We start from the raw sequence: 22,740 nt of genomic DNA on the forward strand, positions 1-22,740 counted from the left end.
AATGAATCAGGCTTGCCTTTATACTACCGCGCGATTGTTTAGAAACTGCCCAAGTGAAACCAGATGGGAAATCTCCGGTGAAGTTCGTAAAGTATTTATTAATCCTTGCAGTGTGTTGCATTCTGCTGGGAGCAGGCTCGATTTATGGTTTGTACAAATATATTGAGCCGCAGCTACCTGATGTCGCTACGCTTCGTGATGTGCGGCTCCAGATCCCAATGCAGGTTTACAGCGCCGACGGCGAGCTGATGGCGCAGTACGGCGAAAAACGCCGTATCCCGCTGACCTTAAACCAAATTCCCCCTGTGATGGTGAAGGCCTTCATCGCCACAGAGGACAGCCGTTTTTACGAGCACCACGGCGTTGACCCGGTGGGGATTTTCCGTGCCGCAAGCGTTGCGCTGTTCTCCGGGCATGCCTCTCAGGGGGCAAGTACCATTACGCAGCAGCTGGCGCGTAACTTTTTCCTCAGCCCTGAAAAGACGCTGATCCGTAAGATAAAAGAGGTGTTCCTCGCGATCCGCATTGAGCAGTTGCTGAGTAAAGACGAAATCCTTGAGCTTTACCTCAACAAGATCTATCTCGGTTATCGCGCCTATGGCGTGGGTGCTGCGGCACAGGTGTACTTCGGCAAGCCCGTGGAGCAACTGACCTTAAGCGAAATGGCGACCATTGCCGGCCTGCCTAAAGCCCCGTCCACGTTTAACCCGCTCTACTCGCTCGATCGCGCCACCGCACGTCGCAATGTCGTTCTGTCACGTATGCTGAGCGAAGGCTACATCAGCCAGAGTGAATATGAGCAGGCACGCAACGATGTCATCGACGCTAACTACCATGCGCCGGAAATCGCCTTCTCTGCCCCGTATCTGACCGAAATGGTTCGCCAGGAAATGGTCAGCCGTTATGGGGATAAGGCCTATGAAGATGGTTATCGCGTATACACCACGGTTACCCGTAAAGGGCAGCAGGCAGCACAGGATGCGGTGAGAAATAACGTGATGGACTACGATATGCGTCACGGCTATCGCGGCCCGTCCAACGTGCTGTGGAAGGTGGGCGAAAGCGCCTGGGACAGTAAAAAAATCACCAGTACGCTGAAAGCGCTGCCTACCTACGGCCCGCTGCTGCCTGCGGTGGTGACGCAGGCCACGCCTCAGGAAGCCGTTGCAACGCTTGCGGATGGCACCTCAGTCTCCTTGCGTATGGACGGGATCCGCTGGGCGCGTCCGTACCGCTCTGACACCTTACAGGGACCAACACCACGCAAAGTGACCGATGTCGTACAAACCGGACAACAAATCTGGGTGCGTCAGGTGGGCGATGCCTGGTGGCTGGCGCAGGTGCCAGACGTCAACTCCGCGCTGGTCTCCATTAACCCGCAAAACGGTGCCGTGCTGGCGCTGGTGGGTGGGTTTGATTTCAACCAGAGCAAATTCAACCGCGCGACGCAGGCGCTGCGTCAGGTCGGTTCGAATATCAAACCGTTCCTCTACACGGCGGCGATGGATAAAGGCTTAACGCTTGCCAGTATCCTCAATGACGTGCCGATCTCTCGCTGGGATGCCGGTGCCGGTTCCGACTGGCAGCCGAAGAACTCGCCTGCGGAATACGCAGGTCCTATTCGCCTTCGTCAGGGGCTTGGTCAGTCGAAAAACGTGGTGATGGTGCGTGCAATGCGTGCGATGGGCGTCGATTACGCGGCAGAGTATCTGCAACGTTTTGGCTTCCCGGCACAGAACATCGTGCGCACCGAATCGCTGGCGTTAGGCTCGGCATCGTTCACGCCGCTGCAAGTGGCGCGGGGGTATTCGGTCATGGCCAACGGCGGCTTCCTGATCGACCCGTACTTCATCAGTAAAATCGAAAACGACCAGGGCGGTGTGCTGTTCGAAGCGAAACCGAAAATTGCCTGTGCGGAGTGCGATATCCCGGTGATTTACGGCAATACGCCGAAGTCTGACGTGCTTGAAAACAAGGACATGGAAGATGTCGCCGTGTCGCAGGAGCAGCCGAACGGCGTGGTGCCGCAGCCACAGCTGGAACAGGCAAACCAGGCGCTGGTAGCGCAGAGCGGTGCGCAGGAGTATGCCCCGCATGTGATCAACACCCCGCTGTCATTCCTGATCAAGAGCGCGTTGAACACCAACATCTTCGGTGAACCGGGCTGGCAGGGTACCGGCTGGCGTGCCGGGCGTGATTTACAGCGCCACGATATCGGCGGTAAAACCGGGACCACCAACAGCTCGAAAGATGCCTGGTTCTCCGGCTACGGTCCGGGCGTGGTGACTTCGGTCTGGATCGGTTTTGACGATCACCGCCGCGATTTAGGCCGCACCACGGCGTCTGGCGCGATTAAAGATCAGATTTCCGGCTACGAAGGTGGGGCCAAAAGTGCGCAACCGGCCTGGGATGCCTATATGAAATCCGTTCTTGAGGGCGTGCCGGAGCAGCCACTGACGCCACCGCCGGGCGTGGTCACGGTCAATATCGACCGCAGCACCGGGCAGTTAGCCAACGGTGGCAATAGCCGTGAGGAGTATTTCATCGAAGGTACGCAGCCAACCACGCAGGCGGTACATGAGGTGGGTACAGAGATTATTGATAACGGCGAGACGCACGAGCTGTTCTGACACCAAAGCAAAACGGCAACCTCGGGTTGCCGTTTTTGTGTTTGCTCCCTCTCCCGTGGGAGAGGGTTGGGGCATCAGGCCACTACAGCCGCCCCTGCCCCTTCAGCCATTCCCGCACCAGGAACAGCGCGCTCACGTTACGCGCCTCATTGAAGTCAGGATCTTTCAGCAAATCCATCAGGTGCGCCAGTGGCCAGCGAACCTGGGGCAGCGGCTCCGGCTCGTCACCTTCCAGCGATTCAGGGTAGAGATCTTCAGCCACCACAATGTTCATTTTGCTGGAAAAATAGGAGGGAGCCATGCTCAGCTTTTTCAGGAACGATAGCTCTTTCGCGCCAAACCCAACCTCTTCTTTCAGCTCGCGGTTTGCTGCTTCAAAGACCGTTTCACCCGGATCAATAAGCCCTTTCGAGAAACCCAGTTCATAAGATTCCGTGCCCACTGCATACTCGCGGATCAAAATCAGATGGTCATCAACAATGGGGATGATCATCACCGCTTCACGCGATGAGGGGCGCATACGTTCATAAACGCGACGCACGCCGTTGCTGAACTCCAGGTCCACACTTTCGACATTAAACAGCCGGGATTTCGCGACAGTTTCAACACTCAGAATGGTGGGTTTTTGTAGTGGTTTGCTCATCTTGACGGGTCTTTGAAGTGTGAACTGGCTTTATTGTGCGATACGCCGCACGGTTTCGGCAATGTCAATTGTTCTTTATTTACATTTGTGCAACCTGACAGGAATCAATCCTCAAATCAAAACAAATGTCAAGAGGTTGAAATGTTTCCAGGAATTTGCTGATATCGCGCCATGACAGGCTTTGCTATCATCATCGGTCACTGGGATGCGCTGCAGAATGCTCAAGTTCGACTCCATGCTTGCCGATAGCCAACCACAGACTCTCATTCATTGTTAAAGGTGCACTGACTACACCTGTAAGAAGATAAAGTAAGATGGGGAAAGCATGAGCACCATTTTGATCGTTCTCGCTGCTATGCTGGCCGGCGCTTTAGTTGCAGGGTGGGTATACAGGCGTCGCGTACAGCGTCGTTTCAGGCTGCCCTTTTTAACGGCCTTTGCCGGTGCCACAACGCGTAAACTCACGCAAGAAGAGCGCGATGCTGTTGAGAACTATCTCGAAACCCTCAACCGTTCCCAGTTAACGCCCGGGCCAACGGGGGCTACGGCTGCGCCTGTCACCCTCAATCTGAACGCACAAAGCGACACCGTGCTCTGCGTGACGCGCTCCATCACCCGTTATGGCATCACGACGGACGATCCCAATAAATGGCGCTACTACCTCGACTCTGTTGAAGTGCATCTGCCCCCCTCCTGGGAGCAGTACATTAATGACGAAAACAGCGTTGAGCTAATCCATACCGATTCGCTGCCGCTGGTCATCTCCCTGAACGGCCATACGCTGAATGAATACATTCATGAAGCACCGCGCTTTGCGCTGGAACGCGCGAGTTCAAAGCAGGCCTCCATTCGCGGTGAAGAGACCGAGCAAATTGAACTGCTGAACATTCGTCAGGAGACTCATGAAGAGCATGCCCTGAGTCGTCCGGATGGCATTCGCGAGGCGGTCCTGATTGTGGCCGCCTTCCTGCTCTTTTTCTTCTGTCTGCTGACGCCGGATGTGTTTGTCCCATGGCTCGCGGGCGGTGCGCTGCTGCTGTTGGCCGCCGGGCTGTGGGGGCTGTTTGCGCCTCCGGCCAAAACCTCTTTGCGTGAAATTCACTGCCTGCGCGGCACCCCTAAGCGCTGGGGCCTGTTCGGTGAGAACGATCAGGAACATATCAACAATATCTCCCTCGGGATTATTGACCTTATCTATCCGCGCCACTGGCAGCCATGGATTGCACAGGATTTGGGGCATAAAACCGATATTGATATCTACCTTGACCGCCATGTTGTGCGTCAGGGGCGCTTCCTCTCCCTGCACGATGAAGTGAAAAACTTCCCGCTTCAGCACTGGCTACGCAGTACGGTTATCGCCGGGGGCGCGGCGCTGGTCTTTGCTCTGTTGCTGCTGTTCGTGCCGCTAGATATGCCCATCAAATTCACCCTGTCGTGGATCAAAGGGGCACAAACCGTAGAAGCCACCAGCGTTAAGCAGCTGGATGACGCTGGCGTGCGGGTGGGTGATACGCTCCGTCTGAAGGGGACCGGGATGTGTAACATCCACACCCCAGGGGCCTGGAATACCCGTCAGAACTCGCCGTTCATGCCGTTCGACTGCTCGCAAATCGTCTGGAACGATGCGCCGCCGTTGCCGCTGCCGGAATCAGATGTCGTCAATAAAGCCACTGCGCTCACCCAGACGCTCAACCGCCAGCTGCACCCGAAAACCGATGATGATTCACGCGTCAGCCCTGCCCTGCGTTCTGCCATTCAGAAATCCGGAATGGTACTGCTGGATGACTTTGGCGAAATCGTATTGAAAACACAGGATTTATGTTCCGCACAGGATGAGTGCGTTCGCCTTAAAAATGCGCTCGTGAACCTGGGTAACAGCAAAGACTGGGACTCGCTGGTGAAGCGCGCCGAAGCGGGTCGTCTGGACGGCGTGAACGTGCTACTGCGCCCGGTGAGTGCCGAATCGCTGGATAACCTGGTGGCGACCTCTACCGCGCCGTTTGTGATGCGTGAAACCACCCGTGCGGCCCAGGCGCTGAATAGCCCGGCGCCTGGCGGCTTTGTGATTGTCAGCGATGAAGGCAGCGACCTGGTCGATCAGCCTTATCCGCAGATTGCCCTGTACGACTACCCGGCTCAGGAACAATGGGGGCAGTTCCAGCGTCTGGCGCAGATGCTGATGCAAACGCCATTCAGTGCCGAAGGGATTGTGACCAGTATCTTTACCGATGCCAACGGTACGCGCCATATCGGCCTGCACCGGATGCCTGACAGCGCGGGTTTATGGCGTTATATCGGTACATCACTGCTGATGATCGCCATGCTGGTGTCTATTTTCTGGAACGGCATTATGGCCCTGCGCCGTTACCAGCGTTCGCGCACCCGGCTTGCTGAGATCCAGCAATACTACGAAAATTGCCTTAATCCTAAGCTGGTCCCCTCCTCTGAGAGCCTGATCGGATAACATCGCTGCGCGACAAGTTGTGCTACCCTGTCGCGCACGTTTCTTCTGGCTGGAGTTCCCCTATGCATCTTGATATCGCCTGGCAGGAGGTTGATACCGTCCTGCTGGATATGGACGGCACGCTGCTCGATCTCGCCTTCGATAATTACTTCTGGCAAAAGCTGGTCCCGGAGACCTATGGCGAACAGCAGGGTATCTCCCCGGCAGAAGCGCAGGAATTCATTCGTTCGCAATATAGCGCGGTGCAACATACGCTAAACTGGTACTGTCTGGACTACTGGAGCGAACGACTCGGTTTGGATATTTGTGCCATGACCACCGCCCAGGGCCCGCGCGCCGTACTGCGTGAGGACACCGTGCCCTTCCTGGATGCGCTGAAAGCAAGCGGCAAGCGCCGTATTTTGCTGACCAACGCCCATCCGCATAATCTGGCCGTGAAGCTGGAACATACGGGTCTTGCGTCACACCTTGATTTATTACTTTCCACCCACACATTTGGTTATCCGAAAGAGGATCAGCGGTTGTGGCATGCGGTGAAGGAAGAGACCGGTTTACAGCCGGAACGCACGCTGTTCATTGATGACAGCGAGCCCATTCTGGATTCCGCCGCGGCGTTTGGCATTCGCTACTGCCTGGGCGTGACCAATCCTGACTCCGGCCTGGCGGACAAAAGCTATCTGCGGCATCCGGGGCTGGGCGACTATCGTCAGATGATCCCCTCACTGACCGTGAAGGAGACGCCATGAAAGAAAAACCCTCAGATGGGGTAAGACTGGATAAATGGCTGTGGGCAGCCCGTTTTTATAAAACGCGCGCCCTTGCCCGCGAGATGATTGACGGCGGAAAGGTGCATTACAACGGCCAGCGTAGCAAGCCGAGTAAGCTGGTTGAACTGAATGCCACCTTAACGCTACGTCAGGGCAACGATGAACGAACGGTGGTGATTAAAGCCATTACCGAACAACGACGGCCCGCATCTGAAGCCGTACAGCTTTATGAAGAGACGGCTGAGAGCATTGAAAAGCGCGAGAAGACCGCGCTGGCGCGCAAAATGAATGCGCTGACCATGCCCCACCCGGACCGGCGACCGGATAAAAAAGAGCGCCGCGATCTGATGAAATTTAAACACGGTGAGACCGAGTAACCCTCACCTGCACGAGAGACTATTATGGCCCAACACGACCAATTACACCGCTATCTGTTTGAACAATTCGCCGTGCGTGGCGAGCTGGTCACCGTATCCGAAACCTGGAAACAGATTCTGGAAAACCACAACTACCCGCTGCCGGTGAAAACCCTGTTGGGCGAACTGCTGGTTGCCACCAGCCTGCTGACCGCCACGCTGAAGTTTGCCGGTGATATCACCGTGCAGCTGCAGGGTGATGGCCCGATGTCGCTGGCCGTGATCAACGGTAACAATCAGCAGCAGATGCGCGGCGTCGCGCGCGTTCAGGGCGACGTTCCTGAAAATGCCGACCTGAAAACGCTGGTGGGGAATGGCTACCTGGTGATCACCATCTCCCCGGAAGAAGGTGAACGCTATCAGGGCGTGGTCGGTCTGGAAGGCGATACCCTGGCCGCTTGCCTGGAAGATTACTTCATGCGTTCAGAACAGCTGCCAACTCGCCTGTTCATCCGTACCGGTGAAGTAGACGGGCAACCCGCTGCGGGCGGTATGCTGCTGCAGGTTCTGCCCGCACAGGATGCGCAGACCAATGATTTTGAGCACCTGGCGACGCTGACCGAAACCATCAAGGCGGAAGAGCTGTTCAACCTGTCGGCGACCGATGTGCTGTGGCGTCTGTATCATGAAGAAGAGGTGACGGTTTACGATCCACAAGCCGTGGAGTTTAAGTGCACCTGTTCACGTGAACGCTGCGCTGGCGCACTGAAAACCCTGCCGGATGAAGAGATCGACAGCATTATGGCTGAAGACGGTGAAATCGATATGCACTGTGACTACTGCGGTACGCACTATGTGTTCAACTCGATGGATATCGCTGAGATCCGCAACAACGCCTCTCCGGCGGATCCGCAGGTTCACTGATCATAAAGCAACGGCTCCACAAGGAGCCGTTTTGTTAACGCACCAGCGCATTATCGTAGTTTATCTCTACGCGTTCACCGAAGATCTCAATATCTGCCCACGGCTTCACAACGGGTTTCACCTTCCCCTGCTGCACTGCGCGTTCCAGCTCTTCCCGTGATAAACCATCAGGCATTTTCCAGGTATCGCCTGCCAGCTTCCAGCCGGTACCGGTTTGCGTGTACACCACAATCGTGCGGTCGCTAAACTGATAAATCACCGCTTCAGGCTTGCCGTCGCCGTTCAGATCCAGTGACATCAGTAAACAGGTTTTCCGCTCGCGGCTGCAGGAATCAAATCGGTACTGGTTATTCAGCATCGCCTGCCATAACCCCTTGTCGGGACGAGACGTACCCGGTGCGAGTGTGAACTGCTTCTCAAGCATCCCGGCTGTCATCTTCCCTGCTCCGTCCCGGTTTCCGCTGAGAAGGCCGTACAGCTCACGCTGGCGCTTTGGCTCAGCCATAAACTGCCGATCGTATTGCAGCGTCTGCATGGCCTCGCGTCCCTTACGCCCGCTGTTGCTGAGCATATACAGGCTGACCTGATCCGCGTTGATGCGCCCGTCATGATAACGGGACATGTGGCTTTCAACGCTGATACGCCACGGATCAAGCACCGGCGTATGAATCAGGATCAGGAGAATAAGCGCAACTAACCCCGTTAGCGGGATAACGGACGCCTGCAGCTTTTGTGCCTGGCGGCGACAGAAGACAACGCTTATGCAAAATCCTACCGCCCAGACCAGCGCCACCAGCGTAATGAGCACGCCATACAGTCGCTCCGGCGACCAGCCATATTGCGAAATGCGCAGCCATAACGCCCACCCTGCTAACACCGGATAGGCGGGAACGATAGCGATGGCGAGACGAACCATCCCGTTGAAAAGCGCATAGTAAGGTAGCGTCTGACGCTGCGGATGCCAGACAATCGTCACCAGAAAAAGGAGCAGTAGCGCTAAGGCGGTCAGCAGGCCCGCCGCGGATATCCGTGCTGAAATGGCCTCAAAGCCCATCACGGGCAATGCGCCAATAAACAGCAGGGCTAAGGCCGCCATCAGAGGCAACAGGCCGGTGGCGATCAGGGTAAGCAGGTTTTGTAATGCGCGCATCAAGCGCACCTGCATACGCGCCAGTACGGCGACACTGGCAGAAACCACGCCAATCGCCACTGAAATAAACCAGTCAGACTGGAAGAAAAGGCGATCAAAAAACTGAATGCCAATGAGTTTGAAGAGTTCAGCCCAGAGGAAAAGCACCAGCCAGAAGAGGCCGTTGGAGATAAAAATAGTGAGTATAGTCAGCGCGTTGTGCCAGTGCTTATCGTAAAAATCACTGTAGAACGAGGCCGTCGTCGCAGGCGACAGACGCCTTTGCAGCCATGGCAACATCAATAGCATCATCAACAGAAGATGAAAGCCCCAGACGAGCACGGCCTCTTTAATTTCCCAGTGTTCAAGCCCGGACACGCTCCACTTAAGCCAGGCGCCCATACCGGCGACAACAGCGCCAACGATCGCGAGCGCCAGCCAGAGTAACGGTTTTCTGAATGACGTCACGGAAAGCGCGACAGTGGCGGTCATCGCCACCGTTGCAGGCATCACGCACAAAGACCACACCGTATCGGATGGCAATTTCGCATACGCGATGTACTCGCTGATCCCGTAGCAAATCAGCCCCTGTAAAGCGCCCACCAGCACGATGGCCAGGCGCGTTGAAGAGGATAACGTTTCACTGTTTTCCATCTCTCATCCCTTTTCCAGAAAAGCGTATTGTTTCATCAATCCGCGGACGACATGAATCGTTTTCATACTGTAACCCTTACGTAATTTTCTTACGTGTATGCGATTACATTCACATTCTTTCCGATAAAATCACCAGCCATTAACCTTTTCGGAACATTTTCCCCAACAAAAAAGCGATTCCTGCGATAATCCGCCTGCCCTGTGACTGGAGTCGCAGCGTTTTCCGTTAGTAAGGGTTTTGACCAGATACGTAAATCTATGAGCCCCGTCGCGGTTAACAACCTCAGAAAAACCCTACAATTTCAGGCAGTACATATTGGCTAAGGAGCAGTGATATGCGTGTTACTGGTTTAACCCCGCAAGATCTCAAGGCTTATGGTATTCACGACGTCCAGGAAGTCGTCTACAACCCCGATTACGATACGCTGTATCAGGAAGAGCTCAATCCAGCACTGGAAGGATACGAGCGAGGTGTGTTGACTAACCTTGGTGCTATCGCCGTCGATACCGGTATCTTTACCGGTCGTTCGCCGAAAGATAAGTATATCGTCCGAGACGAAACCACCCGCGATACGCTGTGGTGGGCTGACAAGGGCAAAGGGAAGAACGATAACAAACCGCTCTCCCCGGAAACCTGGCAGCATCTGAAAGGGCTCGTCACCCAGCAACTTTCCGGCAAGCGTCTGTTCATTGTCGACGCTTTCTGCGGCGCTAACGCCGACACCCGTCTTTCCGTGCGTTTTATCACCGAAGTGGCCTGGCAGGCGCATTTCGTGAAAAACATGTTTATTCGTCCAACCGACGAAGAGCTGCAGACGTTCAAACCCGATTTCATCGTGATGAACGGTGCCAAATGCACCAACCCACAGTGGCAAGAGCAGGGCCTGAACTCCGAGAACTTTATCGCCTTTAACCTGACCGAGCGTATCCAGCTGATTGGCGGTACCTGGTACGGCGGCGAGATGAAGAAAGGCATGTTCTCGGTCATGAACTACCTGCTGCCGCTTCGCGGTATCGCCTCTATGCACTGCTCAGCGAACGTCGGTGAAAAAGGGGATGTGGCGGTGTTCTTCGGCCTGTCCGGCACCGGTAAAACCACCCTGTCTACCGATCCAAAACGTCGTCTGATTGGGGATGACGAGCACGGCTGGGATGACGACGGCGTGTTTAACTTCGAAGGCGGTTGCTACGCGAAGACCATTCGTCTGTCTGAAGAAGCTGAGCCGGATATCTTCCATGCCATCCGCCGCGATGCGCTGCTGGAAAACGTCACCGTACGTGCCGACGGCTCTATCGACTTCGACGACGCATCCAAAACCGAAAACACCCGCGTTTCCTACCCGATCTACCACATCGACAACATTGTGAAGCCGGTGTCGAAAGCGGGTCATGCGACGAAGGTGATTTTCCTGACGGCGGATGCGTTCGGCGTGCTGCCGCCGGTTTCCCGCCTGACCGCCAGCCAGACGCAGTATCATTTCCTCTCCGGTTTTACCGCCAAACTGGCGGGCACCGAGCGGGGCGTGACGGAGCCAACCCCAACGTTCTCCGCCTGCTTCGGCGCGGCCTTCCTGTCGCTGCACCCGACGCAGTACGCAGAAGTGCTGGTAAAACGCATGCAGGCCTCCGGGGCGCAGGCGTACCTGGTTAACACCGGCTGGAACGGTACCGGCAAGCGTATCTCCATCAAAGATACCCGCGCCATTATCGACGCCATTCTGGATGGTTCTCTGGATAACGCTGAAACCTTCACCCTGCCGATGTTTGATCTGGCTATTCCAACGGCGCTGCCGGGCGTGGATACGCATATCCTTGACCCGCGTAACACCTATGGATCCCCGGAACAGTGGCGTGAGAAAGCGGAAACGCTGGCGAAGCTGTTTATTGAGAACTTCGAGAAGTATACCGATACCCCGGCGGGTGAAGCACTGGTGAGTGCGGGACCGAAGCTGTAGGTAAAAGCAAAAAGGCAACGAAAGTTGCCTTTTTTAATGGTTTCTCCCTCTCCCCGTGGGCTGAGGGATCCCCAGTAATATGGTCATGTCACCATGACCATATTACTGTACTCTTTTCCCAGCTTTTTCATCTCGTTAACTATATTCAGGCGTCTTACTTTCCCGGGCTCATGCCGGATGACTTCTTCTGCCAGACTCAGGTATGACAGAACCCGTCTGTGCCTGATGCTGCTTGCCTGATAGTGCCAGTGTAAACACTGCCTTTCTGCCCTGTAAACCTGCCAGCCACATCACCAGGCTTGCCATTGCCGCGACCATATTCAGCACTTCCAGTCGCCCTTTTCCCTGACTCCGGCTCAGCCTCAGACCGAACCCGAAGCGGGGACTTTTGTCGTCCCGGAAGTTTTGTTCTATCTGCATTCGGCGGCTGTACAGGGCCATTATCTGGTGCGGCTCCAGTCCCTCTGCATTACTGAACAGCAGCCAGGGCTCCCGCGCGCTACTGCGGTGTTCCCGCTGTGTTTTCGGCATCCCCCCTTTTCCCTGACGCCCTGCGTCAGGGCGCTTATGCAGATAGAACCGGCCGTAACAGGGCGTTCGTGGTTTACGGGACAGGACACCGTAACCCACGCAGACCGGTTGTCCGGTAGCCTCAAGCTCACTGATTTTCATCCATTTTTTATCTCCGTCCAGCCGGAAGCTGATGCAGCCCCTGACCCTGCCGGTGAAGCTCCAGCCCAGCTGGCTGACATGCCGGAACCAGTCTGTCCGGAAGCCTGCATCCGTAATGATGGTGACGGCTTTATCTTTCGGGATGGCATCATGCAGGCGGTCAAGGAAGCGGCACTGTACATCGCTGTTCTGCGCCAGCTCTGCGGGGACAACCTCACTCATAAGCGGCAGTGAGCGACCATTACAGACCAGGCTTGCCCGCAGAAGATACCAGTTCCTGTCATGCCAGCCTGTCCAGTCGACAGCAATCACACAGAAGGGCATCAGGGAGGTGATGGTATGTGTGAGCAGGTGCTGAATACGGGGAATATCCCGGTGAAGGGCGGTATTACCCAGGGCACGGTCAACACGTTTAATTTTATTTTTGACGTGCGCCCTGCCGGGAAGAGTGCGACCAAGGCTGGTCAGGGTCAGATCCGCACCGTGCGTGAGGGCAACGGCCATGGAAACAAGGACATTAATCCGGAAGCTGTGAACGTCCGGTAAAGACGCGGAGAAAAATTTCTGGCAGACTGTCTGTAAAGGCACGATGAGGTCTCTTCTGATTTGTTAGCGCAACCAGTAGATCACACTTCATCGTGCTTTTCATTTTTCTGGGGAACCCTCAGCCCCGTGGGAGAGGGCCGGGGTGAGGGCATCAGGCCGCACCCCGATTACCCCTCTTTCACTTGCCCCCGCGTCACCGGCACCGGCAACCAGGCGCGAATGCTCAACCCACCCCGCTCGCTGGTACCAATCTCCAGCAACCCGTTATGGTTATCAACAATACGCTGCACAATCGCCAGGCCTAAACCGGTTCCGCTGGTGCTGCGCGCGCTGTCGCCGCGCACAAACGGCTGGAACAGATGCTTACGCTGCTCGGGCTTGATACCCGGACCGTCATCTTCCACCTGGAACCAGGCGCGGTTGAGTTCCGATCCGCTGCTGACTTTAATCCAGCCATTACCGTAGCGGGCCGCATTCACCACCATGTTTGCCACCGCGCGCTTGATGGAGAGCGGGTGCATGCGAACCTGAATTTCACCGGCCTGAAGGTCGGTATCAATCTCACGCTCGTAGCCGCTTTCAGCCGCCACCACTTCGCCCAGCACCGCGTTCAGGTCAGCCATCTCCATCGGCATCTCCTGCCCGGTACGCAGGTAGTCAATAAACTGCTCAATGATGGCGTTACACTCTTCGATATCCTTGTTGATGGACTCGGCGAGATAACCGTCCTCTTCGCCCATCATCTCCGTCGCCAGTCGGATACGCGTGAGTGGCGTACGCAGATCATGGCTGACGCCCGCCATCAGCAGCGTACGGTCATCCGCCAGCTGTTTGACGCCAGCCGCCATATGATTAAACGCGCGCGTCACCGAACGCACCTCCGATGCGCCATATTCACGCAGCGGCGGCGGAATGATCCCTTTACCGACCTGGAGCGCAGCGTGTTCCAGGTCGACCAGCGGTCGGTTCTGTATACGGATAAACAGCCACGCGCCGCCTATCGCCAGCAGCATGATGGCAAGGGTGTAGCGGAACAGCGGCGAGAAGTCGCCCTGGTGGATTTCGGTCAGCGGAACGCGCACCCAGATATTGGGCGACAGCCAGGTTTTCAGCCAGACGACCGGCGAGCTTTTGTTGACCTCAACACGCACCTCCGTCGGGCCACCCAGCTGCTGCGCCATCTGCTGGCTGAGGAATTCATAGTGCTGCGCCCAGCGCAGACCCGCGTCTTCCGCCGCTTCATTCGAATAGAGCGAAATGCCCAGTTCACGGTAGATTTCACGGCGAAACGCCGGAGGAACCACTAACTGCGTGCCGTCCTCCAGCTGCAGTTTATCGGTCATCAGCATACGCACTTCGTACGCCAGGACCTTATTAAACTGCTGAAGGCTCGGCAGGATCGCAAAGTTCAGCACCACCAGGTAGGTTGTCACCAGGCTGACAAACAGCAAGGTGACAATCAAAAGCAGGGTACGGGCAAACGAGCTTCGCGGTGAGAAGCGCATTCGCCTCATGCTTTAGCGCCGTCCGGGACGAACACGTAGCCCAGACCCCACACGGTCTGAATATAACGAGGATGCGCCGGATCTTCTTCCACCATGCGGCGCAGACGAGAGATCTGCACGTCGATGGAACGTTCCATTGCCGAGTATTCACGGCCGCGCGCCAGGTTCATCAGCTTGTCACGGGAGAGCGGCTCACGCGGGTGGCTGACCAGCGCTTTCAGTACCGCGAACTCACCGCTGGTGAGCGGCATTGGCTCGTCTTCACGGAACATCTCACGCGTACCGAGGTTCAGCTTGAACTTCCCGAACGCAATCACCGCTTCTTCCTGCGACGGTGCGCCTGGCAGTTCGTTCGCCTGACGGCGCAGCACGGCCCGAATACGCGCCAGCAGTTCACGCGGGTTAAACGGTTTAGGAATGTAGTCGTCAGCGCCAATTTCGAGGCCCACGATACGGTCAACCTCTTCCCCTTTCGCCGTCACCATAATGATTGGCATGGGGTTGCTCTGGCTGCGCAGACGGCGGCAGATAGAGAGCCCGTCTTCGCCCGGCAGCATCAGGTCGAGGACCATAAGATGGAAGGATTCACGGGTCAGCAGGCGGTCCATCTGCTCAGCGTTCGCGACGCTACGAACCTGGAAGCCCTGCTCGGTCAGATAACGTTCCAGCAGCGCACGCAGGCGCATGTCGTCATCTACGACCAGAATTTTGTAGTTCTCTTGCATTGTGTGTACTCCCAAAGGTTCGGATAGTCTAATAACAGCGTATTCTAAAAAAGTGCACGGGTTCGACCAGCGAATTCTGGTATAAATTCTAGTCGAAATTGTTACAAAGCATATTTAACAGCAGCTTATCTGCACAATTCATCACATAAATGATTATTAACGCTGTCTGATAGACTACGTGATACGTAATGTGCGCAATGTTTGCAATGAAGTCGAGTCTGAAGGTCACAGTATGAAAACGCCCCTGATCACCCGCGAAGGGTACGAAAAACTCAAAAAAGAGATGGATTACCTGTGGCGCGAAGAGCGTCCGGAAGTGACCAAAAAAGTTACCTGGGCGGCAAGCCTGGGCGACCGCAGCGAAAATGCTGACTACCAGTACAACAAGAAGCGGCTGCGTGAGATCGACCGTCGGGTACGCTATCTGACCAAATGTCTCGAGAATCTTAAAATTGTCGATTATTCACCGCAGCAGGAGGGCAAAGTCTTCTTCGGCGCGTGGGTAGAGATCGAGAATGATGATGGCAATACCCTGCGCTTTCGCATTGTCGGGTACGACGAAATTTTTGGCCGTAAGGATTATATCTCCATCGACTCGCCGATGGCCCGCGCGCTGCTGAAAAAGGAGGTGGGTGATTTAGCCGTTGTCCAGACGCCTGCCGGAGAAGCGAGCTGGTACGTCAATGAGATCACCTACGTAAAATAGTCCGAGAGCGCCCTCCACGGCTGGCATTTTACCGTGTCAGCCCGTATAACTATCCCCTGATTTTTGACCCACAAGATGATAAAGCCATGATGAAAGATTCGCTCTGCCGCATTATTGCGGGTGAACTTCAGGCCAGAGCCGAACAGGTAGAAGCTGCCGTTCGCCTGCTTGATGAAGGGAACACCGTGCCGTTTATTGCACGTTATCGTAAGGAAGTCACCGGCGGTCTGGATGACACGCAGCTGCGTAACCTGGAGACCCGTCTGGGCTACCTCCGTGAACTGGAAGACCGCCGTCAGGCAATCCTCAAATCCATCGGCGAACAGGGCAAACTGACCAGCGATCTGGAAAAGGCCATTAACGGCACCCTGAGCAAAACTGAACTCGAAGACCTTTATCTGCCCTATAAACCGAAGCGCCGTACGCGCGGGCAGATTGCAATTGAAGCAGGTCTGGAGCCGCTGGCCGAGCTGCTGTGGAACGAACCGTCACACGACCCGGAAACCGAAGCGGCCAAATTTATCGACGCTGACAAAGGCGTGGCAGACACCAAAGCGGCCCTTGATGGCGCACGCTACATTCTGATGGAGCGCTTCTCCGAGGATGCCGCCCTGCTCTCCCGTGTGCGTGATTATCTGTGGAAGAACGCCCACATCGTCTCTACCGTGGTGGCAGGCAAAGAAGAGGAAGGCGCGAAATTCCGCGACTACTTCGATCACCACGAACCGATTTCAACCGTGCCTTCTCACCGTGCGCTGGCCATGTTCCGCGGCCGTAATGAAGGCGTGCTGCAGCTCTCTCTCAACGCCGACCCGCAGTTTGATGAGCCGCCAAAAGAGAGCCACTGCGAGCAGATCATCACCGATCACCTCGGCCTGCGCCTGAATAACGCCCCGGCGGACAGCTGGCGTAAAGGCGTGGTGAGCTGGACGTGGCGCATTAAGGTGCTGATGCACCTCGAAACCGAACTGATGGGCACCGTGCGCGAGCGTGCGGAAGACGAAGCAATCAACGTCTTTGCCCGTAACCTGCATGATCTGCTGATGGCCGCACCTGCTGGCCTGCGTGCGACCATGGGTCTCGATCCGGGTCTGCGTACCGGCGTAAAAGTGGCGGTGGTTGACGGCACCGGCAAGCTGGTGGCAACCGACACCATTTACCCGCATACCGGTCAGGCGGCGAAGGCTGCTGTAGTGGTGGCCGCACTGTGCGAGAAATATAACGTTGAGCTGGTGGCTATCGGCAACGGTACGGCCTCCCGCGAAACCGAACGTTTCTACCTCGACGTGCAGAAACAGTTCCCGAAAGTGACGGCGCAGAAAGTGATCGTCAGCGAGGCCGGGGCGTCCGTCTATTCTGCGTCAGAGCTGGCGGCCCAGGAGTTCCCGGACCTGGACGTCTCCCTGCGCGGTGCGGTCTCTATCGCCCGTCGTCTGCAGGATCCGCTGGCGGAACTGGTGAAGATCGACCCGAAATCCATCGGTGTGGGCCAGTATCAGCACGACGTGAGCCAGACGCAGCTGGCGCGTAAGCTGGATGCGGTGGTGGAAGATTGCGTAAACGCCGTGGGCGTGGACCTGAACACCGCCTCCGTTCCTCTGCTGACCCGCGTGGCAGGCTTAACCCGCATGATGGCGCAGAACATCGTTGCCTGGCGTGATGAGAACGGCCAGTTCCAGAACCGCCAGCAGTTGCTGAAGGTAAGCCGTCTGGGGCCGAAAGCGTTTGAGCAGTGTGCGGGCTTCCTGCGCATCAACCACGGCGATAACCCGCTGGATGCGTCAACCGTTCATCCGGAAGCCTACCCGGTGGTTGAGCGCATTCTGGCAGCGACTCAGCAGGCACTCAAAGACCTGATGGGCGACAGCAACGCGCTGCGCAACCTGAAAGCGGTCGATTTCACCGACGAGCAGTTCGGCGTGCCGACCGTAACCGACATCATCAAAGAGCTGGAAAAACCGGGCCGCGATCCGCGTCCTGAGTTCAAAACCGCGACCTTTGCCGACGGCATCGAGACCATGAACGACCTGCTGCCGGGCATGGTGCTGGAAGGCGCCGTCACCAACGTCACTAACTTTGGCGCTTTTGTCGATATCGGCGTGCATCAGGATGGCCTGGTGCATATCTCATCGCTCGCCGATAAGTTCGTTGAAGATCCGCATACGGTGGTCAAAGCGGGCGATATCGTGAAGGTGAAAGTGCTGGAAGTGGACCTGCAGCGCAAGCGAATCGCGCTGACCATGCGTCTGGACGAGCAGCCAGGTGAAACCAACGCGCGCCGCGGCAGTAACGGCGGTAGCCGTGAGCAGCAGCGCCCTGCCGCTAAAGGCGCGAAGCCGCGCGGGCGTGATGCGCAGCCAGCGGGTAACAGCGCAATGATGGATGCGCTGGCGGCCGCGATGGGTAAGAAACGCTAAGGTTGTAAATACCCCTCACCCTAACCCTCTCCCTTGGGGAGAGGGCCGGGGTGAGGGGACAAATTATATCGCAAGAGATGAAACCGATTGCATATCCATATTTAAACCACCATTTATCACTCCGTTAACAAATACATTTATTATTCCCTGCCCCGTAATTCAGCAAATATTGAGCAAGGTCAAACAGGCCGTAAATTAATACGCTTAACAACATTCCGTCACAGTTTTCATATTGCTGATAAAAACTATTCTCATTATCATCCCATAGTAGATAATTTAACCTTCCGTGGAATCAGGCATTATGCAATTCACTCCAGACAGTGCATGGAAAATTACCGGTTTTACCCGCGAAATTAGCCCGGCCTATCGGCAAAAGCTGCTGTCGCTGGGCATGCTCCCCGGCTCGTCATTCCAGGTAGTGCGCGTGGCCCCGTTAGGTGATCCCGTTCATATTGAAACCCGGCGCGTGAATCTGGTACTGCGTAAAAAAGACCTCGCATTAATTGAAGTCGAAGCCTTATCCCAATAACAAGCCAGCGGTTTCAGTGAGTCGAAAACAATGAAAAAATTAACTATTGGCTTAATTGGCAATCCTAATTCCGGCAAGACAACGTTATTTAACCAGCTCACCGGTGCACGCCAGCGTGTGGGTAACTGGGCGGGCGTAACGGTTGAACGTAAAGAAGGCCAGTTCACCACGACAGACAATCAGGTCACCCTGGTGGATCTGCCCGGCACCTACTCCTTAACCACCATTTCGTCACAAACCTCGCTCGATGAGCAGATTGCCTGTCACTATATTCTGAGTGGCGATGCGGACCTGTTAATCAACGTGGTCGATGCATCTAACCTGGAGCGTAACCTCTATCTGACGCTGCAATTGCTTGAGCTGGGGATCCCCTGCATTGTGGCGCTCAACATGCTCGACATCGCAGAGAAACAAAAGCTGCGTATCGACGTCGACGCCCTCTCCGCGCGTCTGGGCTGCCCGGTAGTGCCGCTGGTTTCTACCCGTGCCCGCGGAATTGACGCACTGAAGCTGGCCATTGACCGCCACGCGGGCAACGCCGACGTTGAGCTGGTGCACTATGCGCAACCGCTTCTGCGCGAAGCCGGTCTGCTGGCGCAGGAAATGGACAACAGCATGCCCGCCAGACAGCGCCTGTGGCTCGGCCTGCAGATGCTGGAAGGCGATATCTACAGCCGCGCCTATGCGGGCCATGCCGCAGACAAACTGGACGTGGCGCTGGCGCGTCTGAGCGATGAGCTCGATGACCCGGCCCTGCACATCGCCGACGCGCGCTATCAGGCCATCGCCGCCATTTGCGACGTGGTCAGTAATGCCCTGACTGCTGAGCCAAGCCGCTTTACGGCCGCCGTGGACAAGATTGTGCTTAACCGCTTCCTCGGTTTGCCGATCTTTTTACTGGTCATGTACCTGATGTTCCTGCTCGCTATTAACATCGGTGGCGCGCTACAGCCTATTTTCGATGCTGGTTCTGTGGCGATATTTGTCCACGGTATTCAGTGGCTGGGCTACACCCTGCACTTCCCGGAATGGCTGACCATTTTCCTCGCCCAGGGGATCGGTGGTGGTATCAACACCGTTCTGCCGCTGGTACCGCAAATCGGCATGATGTACCTGTTCCTCTCGTTCCTTGAGGACTCCGGTTACATGGCGCGTGCGGCTTTCGTGATGGATCGTCTGATGCAGGCCCTGGGTCTGCCGGGTAAATCCTTCGTCCCGCTGATTGTCGGCTTCGGCTGTAACGTCCCGTCGGTAATGGGTGCGCGCACGCTTGATGCACCCCGCGAACGTCTGATGACCATCATGATGGCGCCATTTATGTCCTGCGGGGCGCGACTGGCTATCTTTGCGGTCTTTGCCGCGGCCTTCTTTGGTCAGGAAGGGGCACTGGCGGTCTTCTCGCTGTATGTGCTGGGCATCGTGATGGCGATCCTGACCGGGCTCATGCTTAAACACACCATCATGCGCGGGGAAGCGTCGCCGTTTGTGATGGAACTGCCGGTGTATCACGTGCCGCATCTGAAAAGCCTGGCGATCCAGACCTGGCAGCGCCTGAAAGGTTTTGTGCTGCGCGCCGGTAAAGTGATTGTCATCGTCAGCATCTTCCTGAGCGCGCTGAACAGTTTCACCCTGAGCGGGCAGGCGGCGGATAACATCAACGACTCCGCCCTCGCCTCCGTGAGCCGCATCATTACCCCGGTGTTTAAACCGATTGGCGTGCATGAAGACAACTGGCAGGCGACCGTTGGCCTGTTCACCGGCGCGATGGCAAAAGAGGTGGTGGTCGGCACCCTGAACACGCTTTACACCGCTGAGAATATCCAGGAAGAAGAGTTTAACCCGGCTGCGTTCCACCTCGGTGATGAACTGCTCGGCGCGGTGGAAGAGACCTGGCAGAGCCTGAAAGACACTTTCAGCCTGAGCGTACTGGCGAACCCGATTGAAGCCAGCAAAGGCGACGGCGAAATGGCCACCGGTGCCATGGGCGTGATGAGCGAGAAATTTGGCAGCGCGTCAGCAGCCTACAGCTACCTCATCTTTGTCCTGCTCTATATTCCGTGCATCTCGGTGATGGGGGCGATAGCCCGTGAGTCCAGCCGCGGCTGGATGGGGTTCTCCATCCTGTGGGGCTTAAACATCGCCTACTCGCTGGCGACGCTCTTTTACCAGACCGTTAACTTCAGCCAGCATCCGCGCTACAGCCTGGTCTGCATCCTGGCGGTTGTGCTGTTTAACGTGCTCGTTCTCGGTCTGCTACGCCGGGCACGCAGCCGCGTCGATATCAACCTGCTGGCAAACCGTAAAACCGCCGCGACCTGCTGCAACAGCCCGGCGGGCGACTGTCACTAGGGGGAGCCATGGCATCGTTGATTCAGGTTCGTGATTTACTGGCGTTGCAGGGGCGTATGGAGGCAAAACAGCTAAGCCTCAGCCTGCATACGCCGCAGCCGATGATCGATGCCATGCTGGAAAGACTGGAAGCGATGGGGAAAGCCATACGTATTCAGGAAGAGCCGGACGGTTGTCTGTCCGGCAGTTGTAAACATTGCCCGGAAGGGAAAGCCTGTCTCAGGGAGTGGTGGGCACTTCGTGACTGAAGGCGATCAACGCTGAACAAAACTCGGCAGGATGCGAGATAAACGGCGCATGGGCCGCTTTGGCGATTGTCAGCGATTGACTCTCTGGCCACAGTTCATCCAGCAGTGGCACCACTTTGCGTGGAACCAGCCCATCCAGATAACCATAAATGCGCAGGTGCGGCACCGCCAGCGCGGTCAGTGGCTCACGCAGGTCGACCGTTTTCAGTAATTCGAGTCCCCCGTTCAGTACCTCCACATCCGGCATCGGCAGCGACAGCACGGTCTGCTTCAGCAGACGAGCATCCTTACGGGCGCTCTCTGTCCCCATCGTCTGCAGGGCCAGGAAGCGTTCTACCGTTCGCTGGTAATCTTCGCTCAACTGCCGCTGGAAGTTGCTCAGTACGTCCGGCTTAATACCCGGCCACTCCTCCTGCGCACTGAAGTTCGGCGACGAGGCCACCGTTACCAGCGCCTGCACGCGTTCAGGATTCGTTAATGCAACCTCACTTGCCACCAGCCCGCCCAGACTCCAGCCGAGCCAGATAGCCTGTTGCGGTGCGGCGGCCAGAACCTGCTGCGCCATTTCGTCAAGCGACATCGCCCCATAGCCGCAGCTGCGGCCAAAACCGGGTAAATCCACCAGATGCAGCGTGAAATGCGAGGCAAGTTCCTCATTTACGCAATGCCATACTTCCGCATTCAGTCCCCATCCGTGCAGCAGCACAAGATGGCGATTTCCCGTCCCTACGGTCTGCCACCACAGCGTCTTCATCAGTTACTGTTCTCTTTTTTACATGGAGGTTGTCTATGCTAACAGTGCCCGGCTTGTGCTGGCTATGTCGAATGCCACTTGCGCTGAGCGCGTGGGGAGTCTGTTCCGTCTGCACGCGTTCGCTGGCAAGCCGCATCACGACCTGCCCGCAGTGCGGTTTACCGGCGTACAGTCCACAGTTTCCCTGCGGTCGCTGCCTGAAAAAGCCACCACCGTGGAGCGCCCTGGTGGCGGTCGATGATTACGTCCCACCGTTAAGCAGGCTTATCCACGCGCTGAAGTTTTCCGGCCAGATTGCGCTGGCTCGCCCTCTCGCCCGCCTCTTATTGCTGGCGGTGTTGCAGGCACGGCGCACGCGCGCGCTGCCGAAAGTGGATATGGTGCTGAATGTGCCCTTATACCGGCGCCGTCACTGGCGACGCGGCTACAACCAGAGCGACCTGCTCTGTCGCCCGCTCGCCCGGTGGCTCGGCTGTCAGTACCCAGCCGCTGCGCTGACGCGCCGCCATGCCACTGCCATTCAGCATCAGCTGAGCGCCCGGCTTCGCAAAAGGAACCTCAAAAACGCCTTTCGCCTTGAATTCGCCGTCAAAGGGCTCCATATCGCGATTGTGGATGATGTCGTCACCACAGGCAGTACCGTTGCTGAACTTTCCCGACTGCTTTTGCAAAGCGGCGCCGCGTCGGTTCAGGTATGGTGTCTGTGCCGTACCTTGTAGCCCTTCTCCAATGGGCGTATGATTATACCCAGGTAATTTAGTCAACTA

At 56.4% G+C, this 22,740-nt stretch carries 18 protein-coding genes; 12 read left to right on the forward strand and 6 right to left on the reverse strand.

What is annotated here, in order from left to right:
• The first annotated feature begins 77 nt into the window (after window positions 1-77).
• Window positions 78-2,630 (forward strand): peptidoglycan glycosyltransferase/peptidoglycan DD-transpeptidase MrcA, encoded by a 2,553-nt coding sequence (gene mrcA / locus ECL_RS23750; protein WP_013099079.1) that lies wholly within the window; start codon window positions 78-80, stop codon window positions 2,628-2,630.
• 82 nt (window positions 2,631-2,712) lie between these two features.
• On the opposite strand, the gene nudE is transcribed toward mrcA, so the two are convergent.
• Window positions 2,713-3,273: an ADP compounds hydrolase NudE gene (gene nudE / locus ECL_RS23755; protein ID WP_013099080.1), complete on the reverse strand. Its 561-nt coding sequence runs from the start codon at window positions 3,271-3,273 to the stop codon at window positions 2,713-2,715.
• Between the two features lie 325 nt (window positions 3,274-3,598).
• On the opposite strand from nudE, the gene ECL_RS23760 reads away from it, so the two are divergent.
• From ECL_RS23760 to hslO, 4 genes are all read left to right on the forward strand, one after another.
• Window positions 3,599-5,737, forward strand: a complete 2,139-nt coding sequence (locus tag ECL_RS23760; protein WP_013099081.1) for an intracellular growth attenuator family protein — start codon at window positions 3,599-3,601, stop codon at window positions 5,735-5,737.
• 62 nt (window positions 5,738-5,799) lie between these two features.
• Entirely contained in the window at window positions 5,800-6,483 is a 684-nt protein-coding gene (gene yrfG, locus ECL_RS23765; RefSeq protein ID WP_013099082.1) for a GMP/IMP nucleotidase, read from the forward strand.
• Window positions 6,480-6,881: a ribosome-associated heat shock protein Hsp15 gene (gene hslR, locus ECL_RS23770; RefSeq protein ID WP_013099083.1), complete on the forward strand. Its 402-nt coding sequence runs from the start codon at window positions 6,480-6,482 to the stop codon at window positions 6,879-6,881. The genes yrfG and hslR overlap by 4 nt, the downstream gene beginning before the upstream one ends.
• A gap of 24 nt (window positions 6,882-6,905) precedes the next feature.
• Window positions 6,906-7,784, forward strand: a complete 879-nt coding sequence (gene hslO, locus ECL_RS23775; RefSeq protein WP_013099084.1) for an Hsp33 family molecular chaperone HslO — start codon at window positions 6,906-6,908, stop codon at window positions 7,782-7,784.
• Between the two features lie 34 nt (window positions 7,785-7,818).
• Here hslO and ECL_RS23780 read toward each other — a convergent pair whose 3' ends face one another.
• A complete protein-coding gene (locus ECL_RS23780) occupies window positions 7,819-9,567 on the reverse strand; it encodes a DUF4153 domain-containing protein (protein WP_013099085.1) in 1,749 nt (582 codons plus the stop codon).
• A 335-nt stretch (window positions 9,568-9,902) separates the two neighbouring features.
• On the opposite strand from ECL_RS23780, the gene pckA reads away from it, so the two are divergent.
• Complete coding sequence (gene pckA / locus ECL_RS23785; protein WP_013099086.1) at window positions 9,903-11,522, forward strand: phosphoenolpyruvate carboxykinase (ATP); 1,620 nt, start codon at window positions 9,903-9,905, stop codon at window positions 11,520-11,522.
• Window positions 11,523-11,690: 168 nt separating this feature from the next.
• Here the strand turns inward: pckA and ECL_RS23790 are convergent, their stop codons facing one another.
• The 3 genes from ECL_RS23790 to ompR form a co-directional block, all read right to left on the reverse strand.
• A complete protein-coding gene (locus tag ECL_RS23790) occupies window positions 11,691-12,782 on the reverse strand; it encodes an IS4 family transposase (protein WP_013099087.1) in 1,092 nt (363 codons plus the stop codon).
• 125 nt (window positions 12,783-12,907) lie between these two features.
• Window positions 12,908-14,254 (reverse strand): two-component system sensor histidine kinase EnvZ, encoded by a 1,347-nt coding sequence (gene envZ / locus ECL_RS23795; protein WP_029882169.1) that lies wholly within the window; start codon window positions 14,252-14,254, stop codon window positions 12,908-12,910.
• Complete coding sequence (gene ompR, locus ECL_RS23800; protein WP_006177890.1) at window positions 14,251-14,970, reverse strand: osmolarity response regulator transcription factor OmpR; 720 nt, start codon at window positions 14,968-14,970, stop codon at window positions 14,251-14,253. Before ompR ends, envZ begins: the two co-directional genes overlap by 4 nt.
• Before the next feature lie 232 nt (window positions 14,971-15,202).
• On the opposite strand from ompR, the gene greB reads away from it, so the two are divergent.
• From greB to feoC, 5 genes are all read left to right on the forward strand, one after another.
• Window positions 15,203-15,676: a transcription elongation factor GreB gene (gene greB, locus ECL_RS23805; protein WP_013099090.1), complete on the forward strand. Its 474-nt coding sequence runs from the start codon at window positions 15,203-15,205 to the stop codon at window positions 15,674-15,676.
• 86 nt (window positions 15,677-15,762) lie between these two features.
• Window positions 15,763-18,093, forward strand: coding sequence for a Tex family protein (locus ECL_RS23810; protein WP_013099091.1), 2,331 nt, complete (start codon window positions 15,763-15,765; stop codon window positions 18,091-18,093).
• A gap of 301 nt (window positions 18,094-18,394) precedes the next feature.
• Window positions 18,395-18,622, forward strand: a complete 228-nt coding sequence (feoA, locus tag ECL_RS23815; RefSeq protein WP_010436417.1) for a ferrous iron transporter A — start codon at window positions 18,395-18,397, stop codon at window positions 18,620-18,622.
• Window positions 18,623-18,652: 30 nt separating this feature from the next.
• The gene (feoB, locus tag ECL_RS23820) at window positions 18,653-20,971 is read left to right on the forward strand and encodes a Fe(2+) transporter permease subunit FeoB (RefSeq protein ID WP_013099092.1); all 2,319 of its coding nucleotides are present in this window, start codon (window positions 18,653-18,655) and stop codon (window positions 20,969-20,971) included.
• An 8-nt stretch (window positions 20,972-20,979) separates the two neighbouring features.
• Window positions 20,980-21,219, forward strand: a complete 240-nt coding sequence (gene feoC / locus ECL_RS23825) for a [Fe-S]-dependent transcriptional repressor FeoC (RefSeq protein WP_013099093.1) — start codon at window positions 20,980-20,982, stop codon at window positions 21,217-21,219.
• Here the strand turns inward: feoC and bioH are convergent.
• Window positions 21,191-21,973, reverse strand: coding sequence for a pimeloyl-ACP methyl ester esterase BioH (gene bioH, locus ECL_RS23830; protein ID WP_013099094.1), 783 nt, complete (start codon window positions 21,971-21,973; stop codon window positions 21,191-21,193). The two genes, feoC and bioH, sit on opposite strands and share 29 nt — an antisense overlap.
• A 35-nt stretch (window positions 21,974-22,008) precedes the next feature.
• Here bioH and gntX point away from each other — a divergent pair, with 35 nt between their 5' ends.
• A complete protein-coding gene (gene gntX / locus ECL_RS23835; RefSeq protein WP_044157723.1) occupies window positions 22,009-22,692 on the forward strand; it encodes a DNA utilization protein GntX in 684 nt (227 codons plus the stop codon).
• Window positions 22,693-22,740 lie beyond the last annotated feature (48 nt).

Origin of the sequence: Enterobacter cloacae subsp. cloacae ATCC 13047 (genome assembly GCF_000025565.1) — a bacterium.
GTDB lineage: Bacteria > Pseudomonadota > Gammaproteobacteria > Enterobacterales > Enterobacteriaceae > Enterobacter > Enterobacter cloacae.

Coding starts and splice junctions, on each gene's coding strand:
- nudE (WP_013099080.1), bottom strand. CDS start 3,273: ATGAGCAAACCACTACAAAAACCCACCATTCTGAGTGTTGAAACTGTC.
- ECL_RS23760 (WP_013099081.1), top strand. CDS start 3,599: ATGAGCACCATTTTGATCGTTCTCGCTGCTATGCTGGCCGGCGCTTTA.
- yrfG (WP_013099082.1), top strand. CDS start 5,800: ATGCATCTTGATATCGCCTGGCAGGAGGTTGATACCGTCCTGCTGGAT.
- hslR (WP_013099083.1), top strand. CDS start 6,480: ATGAAAGAAAAACCCTCAGATGGGGTAAGACTGGATAAATGGCTGTGG.
- hslO (WP_013099084.1), top strand. CDS start 6,906: ATGGCCCAACACGACCAATTACACCGCTATCTGTTTGAACAATTCGCC.
- ECL_RS23780 (WP_013099085.1), bottom strand. CDS start 9,567: ATGGAAAACAGTGAAACGTTATCCTCTTCAACGCGCCTGGCCATCGTG.
- pckA (WP_013099086.1), top strand. CDS start 9,903: ATGCGTGTTACTGGTTTAACCCCGCAAGATCTCAAGGCTTATGGTATT.
- envZ (WP_029882169.1), bottom strand. CDS start 14,254: ATGAGGCGAATGCGCTTCTCACCGCGAAGCTCGTTTGCCCGTACCCTG.
- ompR (WP_006177890.1), bottom strand. CDS start 14,970: ATGCAAGAGAACTACAAAATTCTGGTCGTAGATGACGACATGCGCCTG.
- greB (WP_013099090.1), top strand. CDS start 15,203: ATGAAAACGCCCCTGATCACCCGCGAAGGGTACGAAAAACTCAAAAAA.
- ECL_RS23810 (WP_013099091.1), top strand. CDS start 15,763: ATGATGAAAGATTCGCTCTGCCGCATTATTGCGGGTGAACTTCAGGCC.
- feoA (WP_010436417.1), top strand. CDS start 18,395: ATGCAATTCACTCCAGACAGTGCATGGAAAATTACCGGTTTTACCCGC.
- feoB (WP_013099092.1), top strand. CDS start 18,653: ATGAAAAAATTAACTATTGGCTTAATTGGCAATCCTAATTCCGGCAAG.
- feoC (WP_013099093.1), top strand. CDS start 20,980: ATGGCATCGTTGATTCAGGTTCGTGATTTACTGGCGTTGCAGGGGCGT.
- bioH (WP_013099094.1), bottom strand. CDS start 21,973: ATGAAGACGCTGTGGTGGCAGACCGTAGGGACGGGAAATCGCCATCTT.
- gntX (WP_044157723.1), top strand. CDS start 22,009: ATGCTAACAGTGCCCGGCTTGTGCTGGCTATGTCGAATGCCACTTGCG.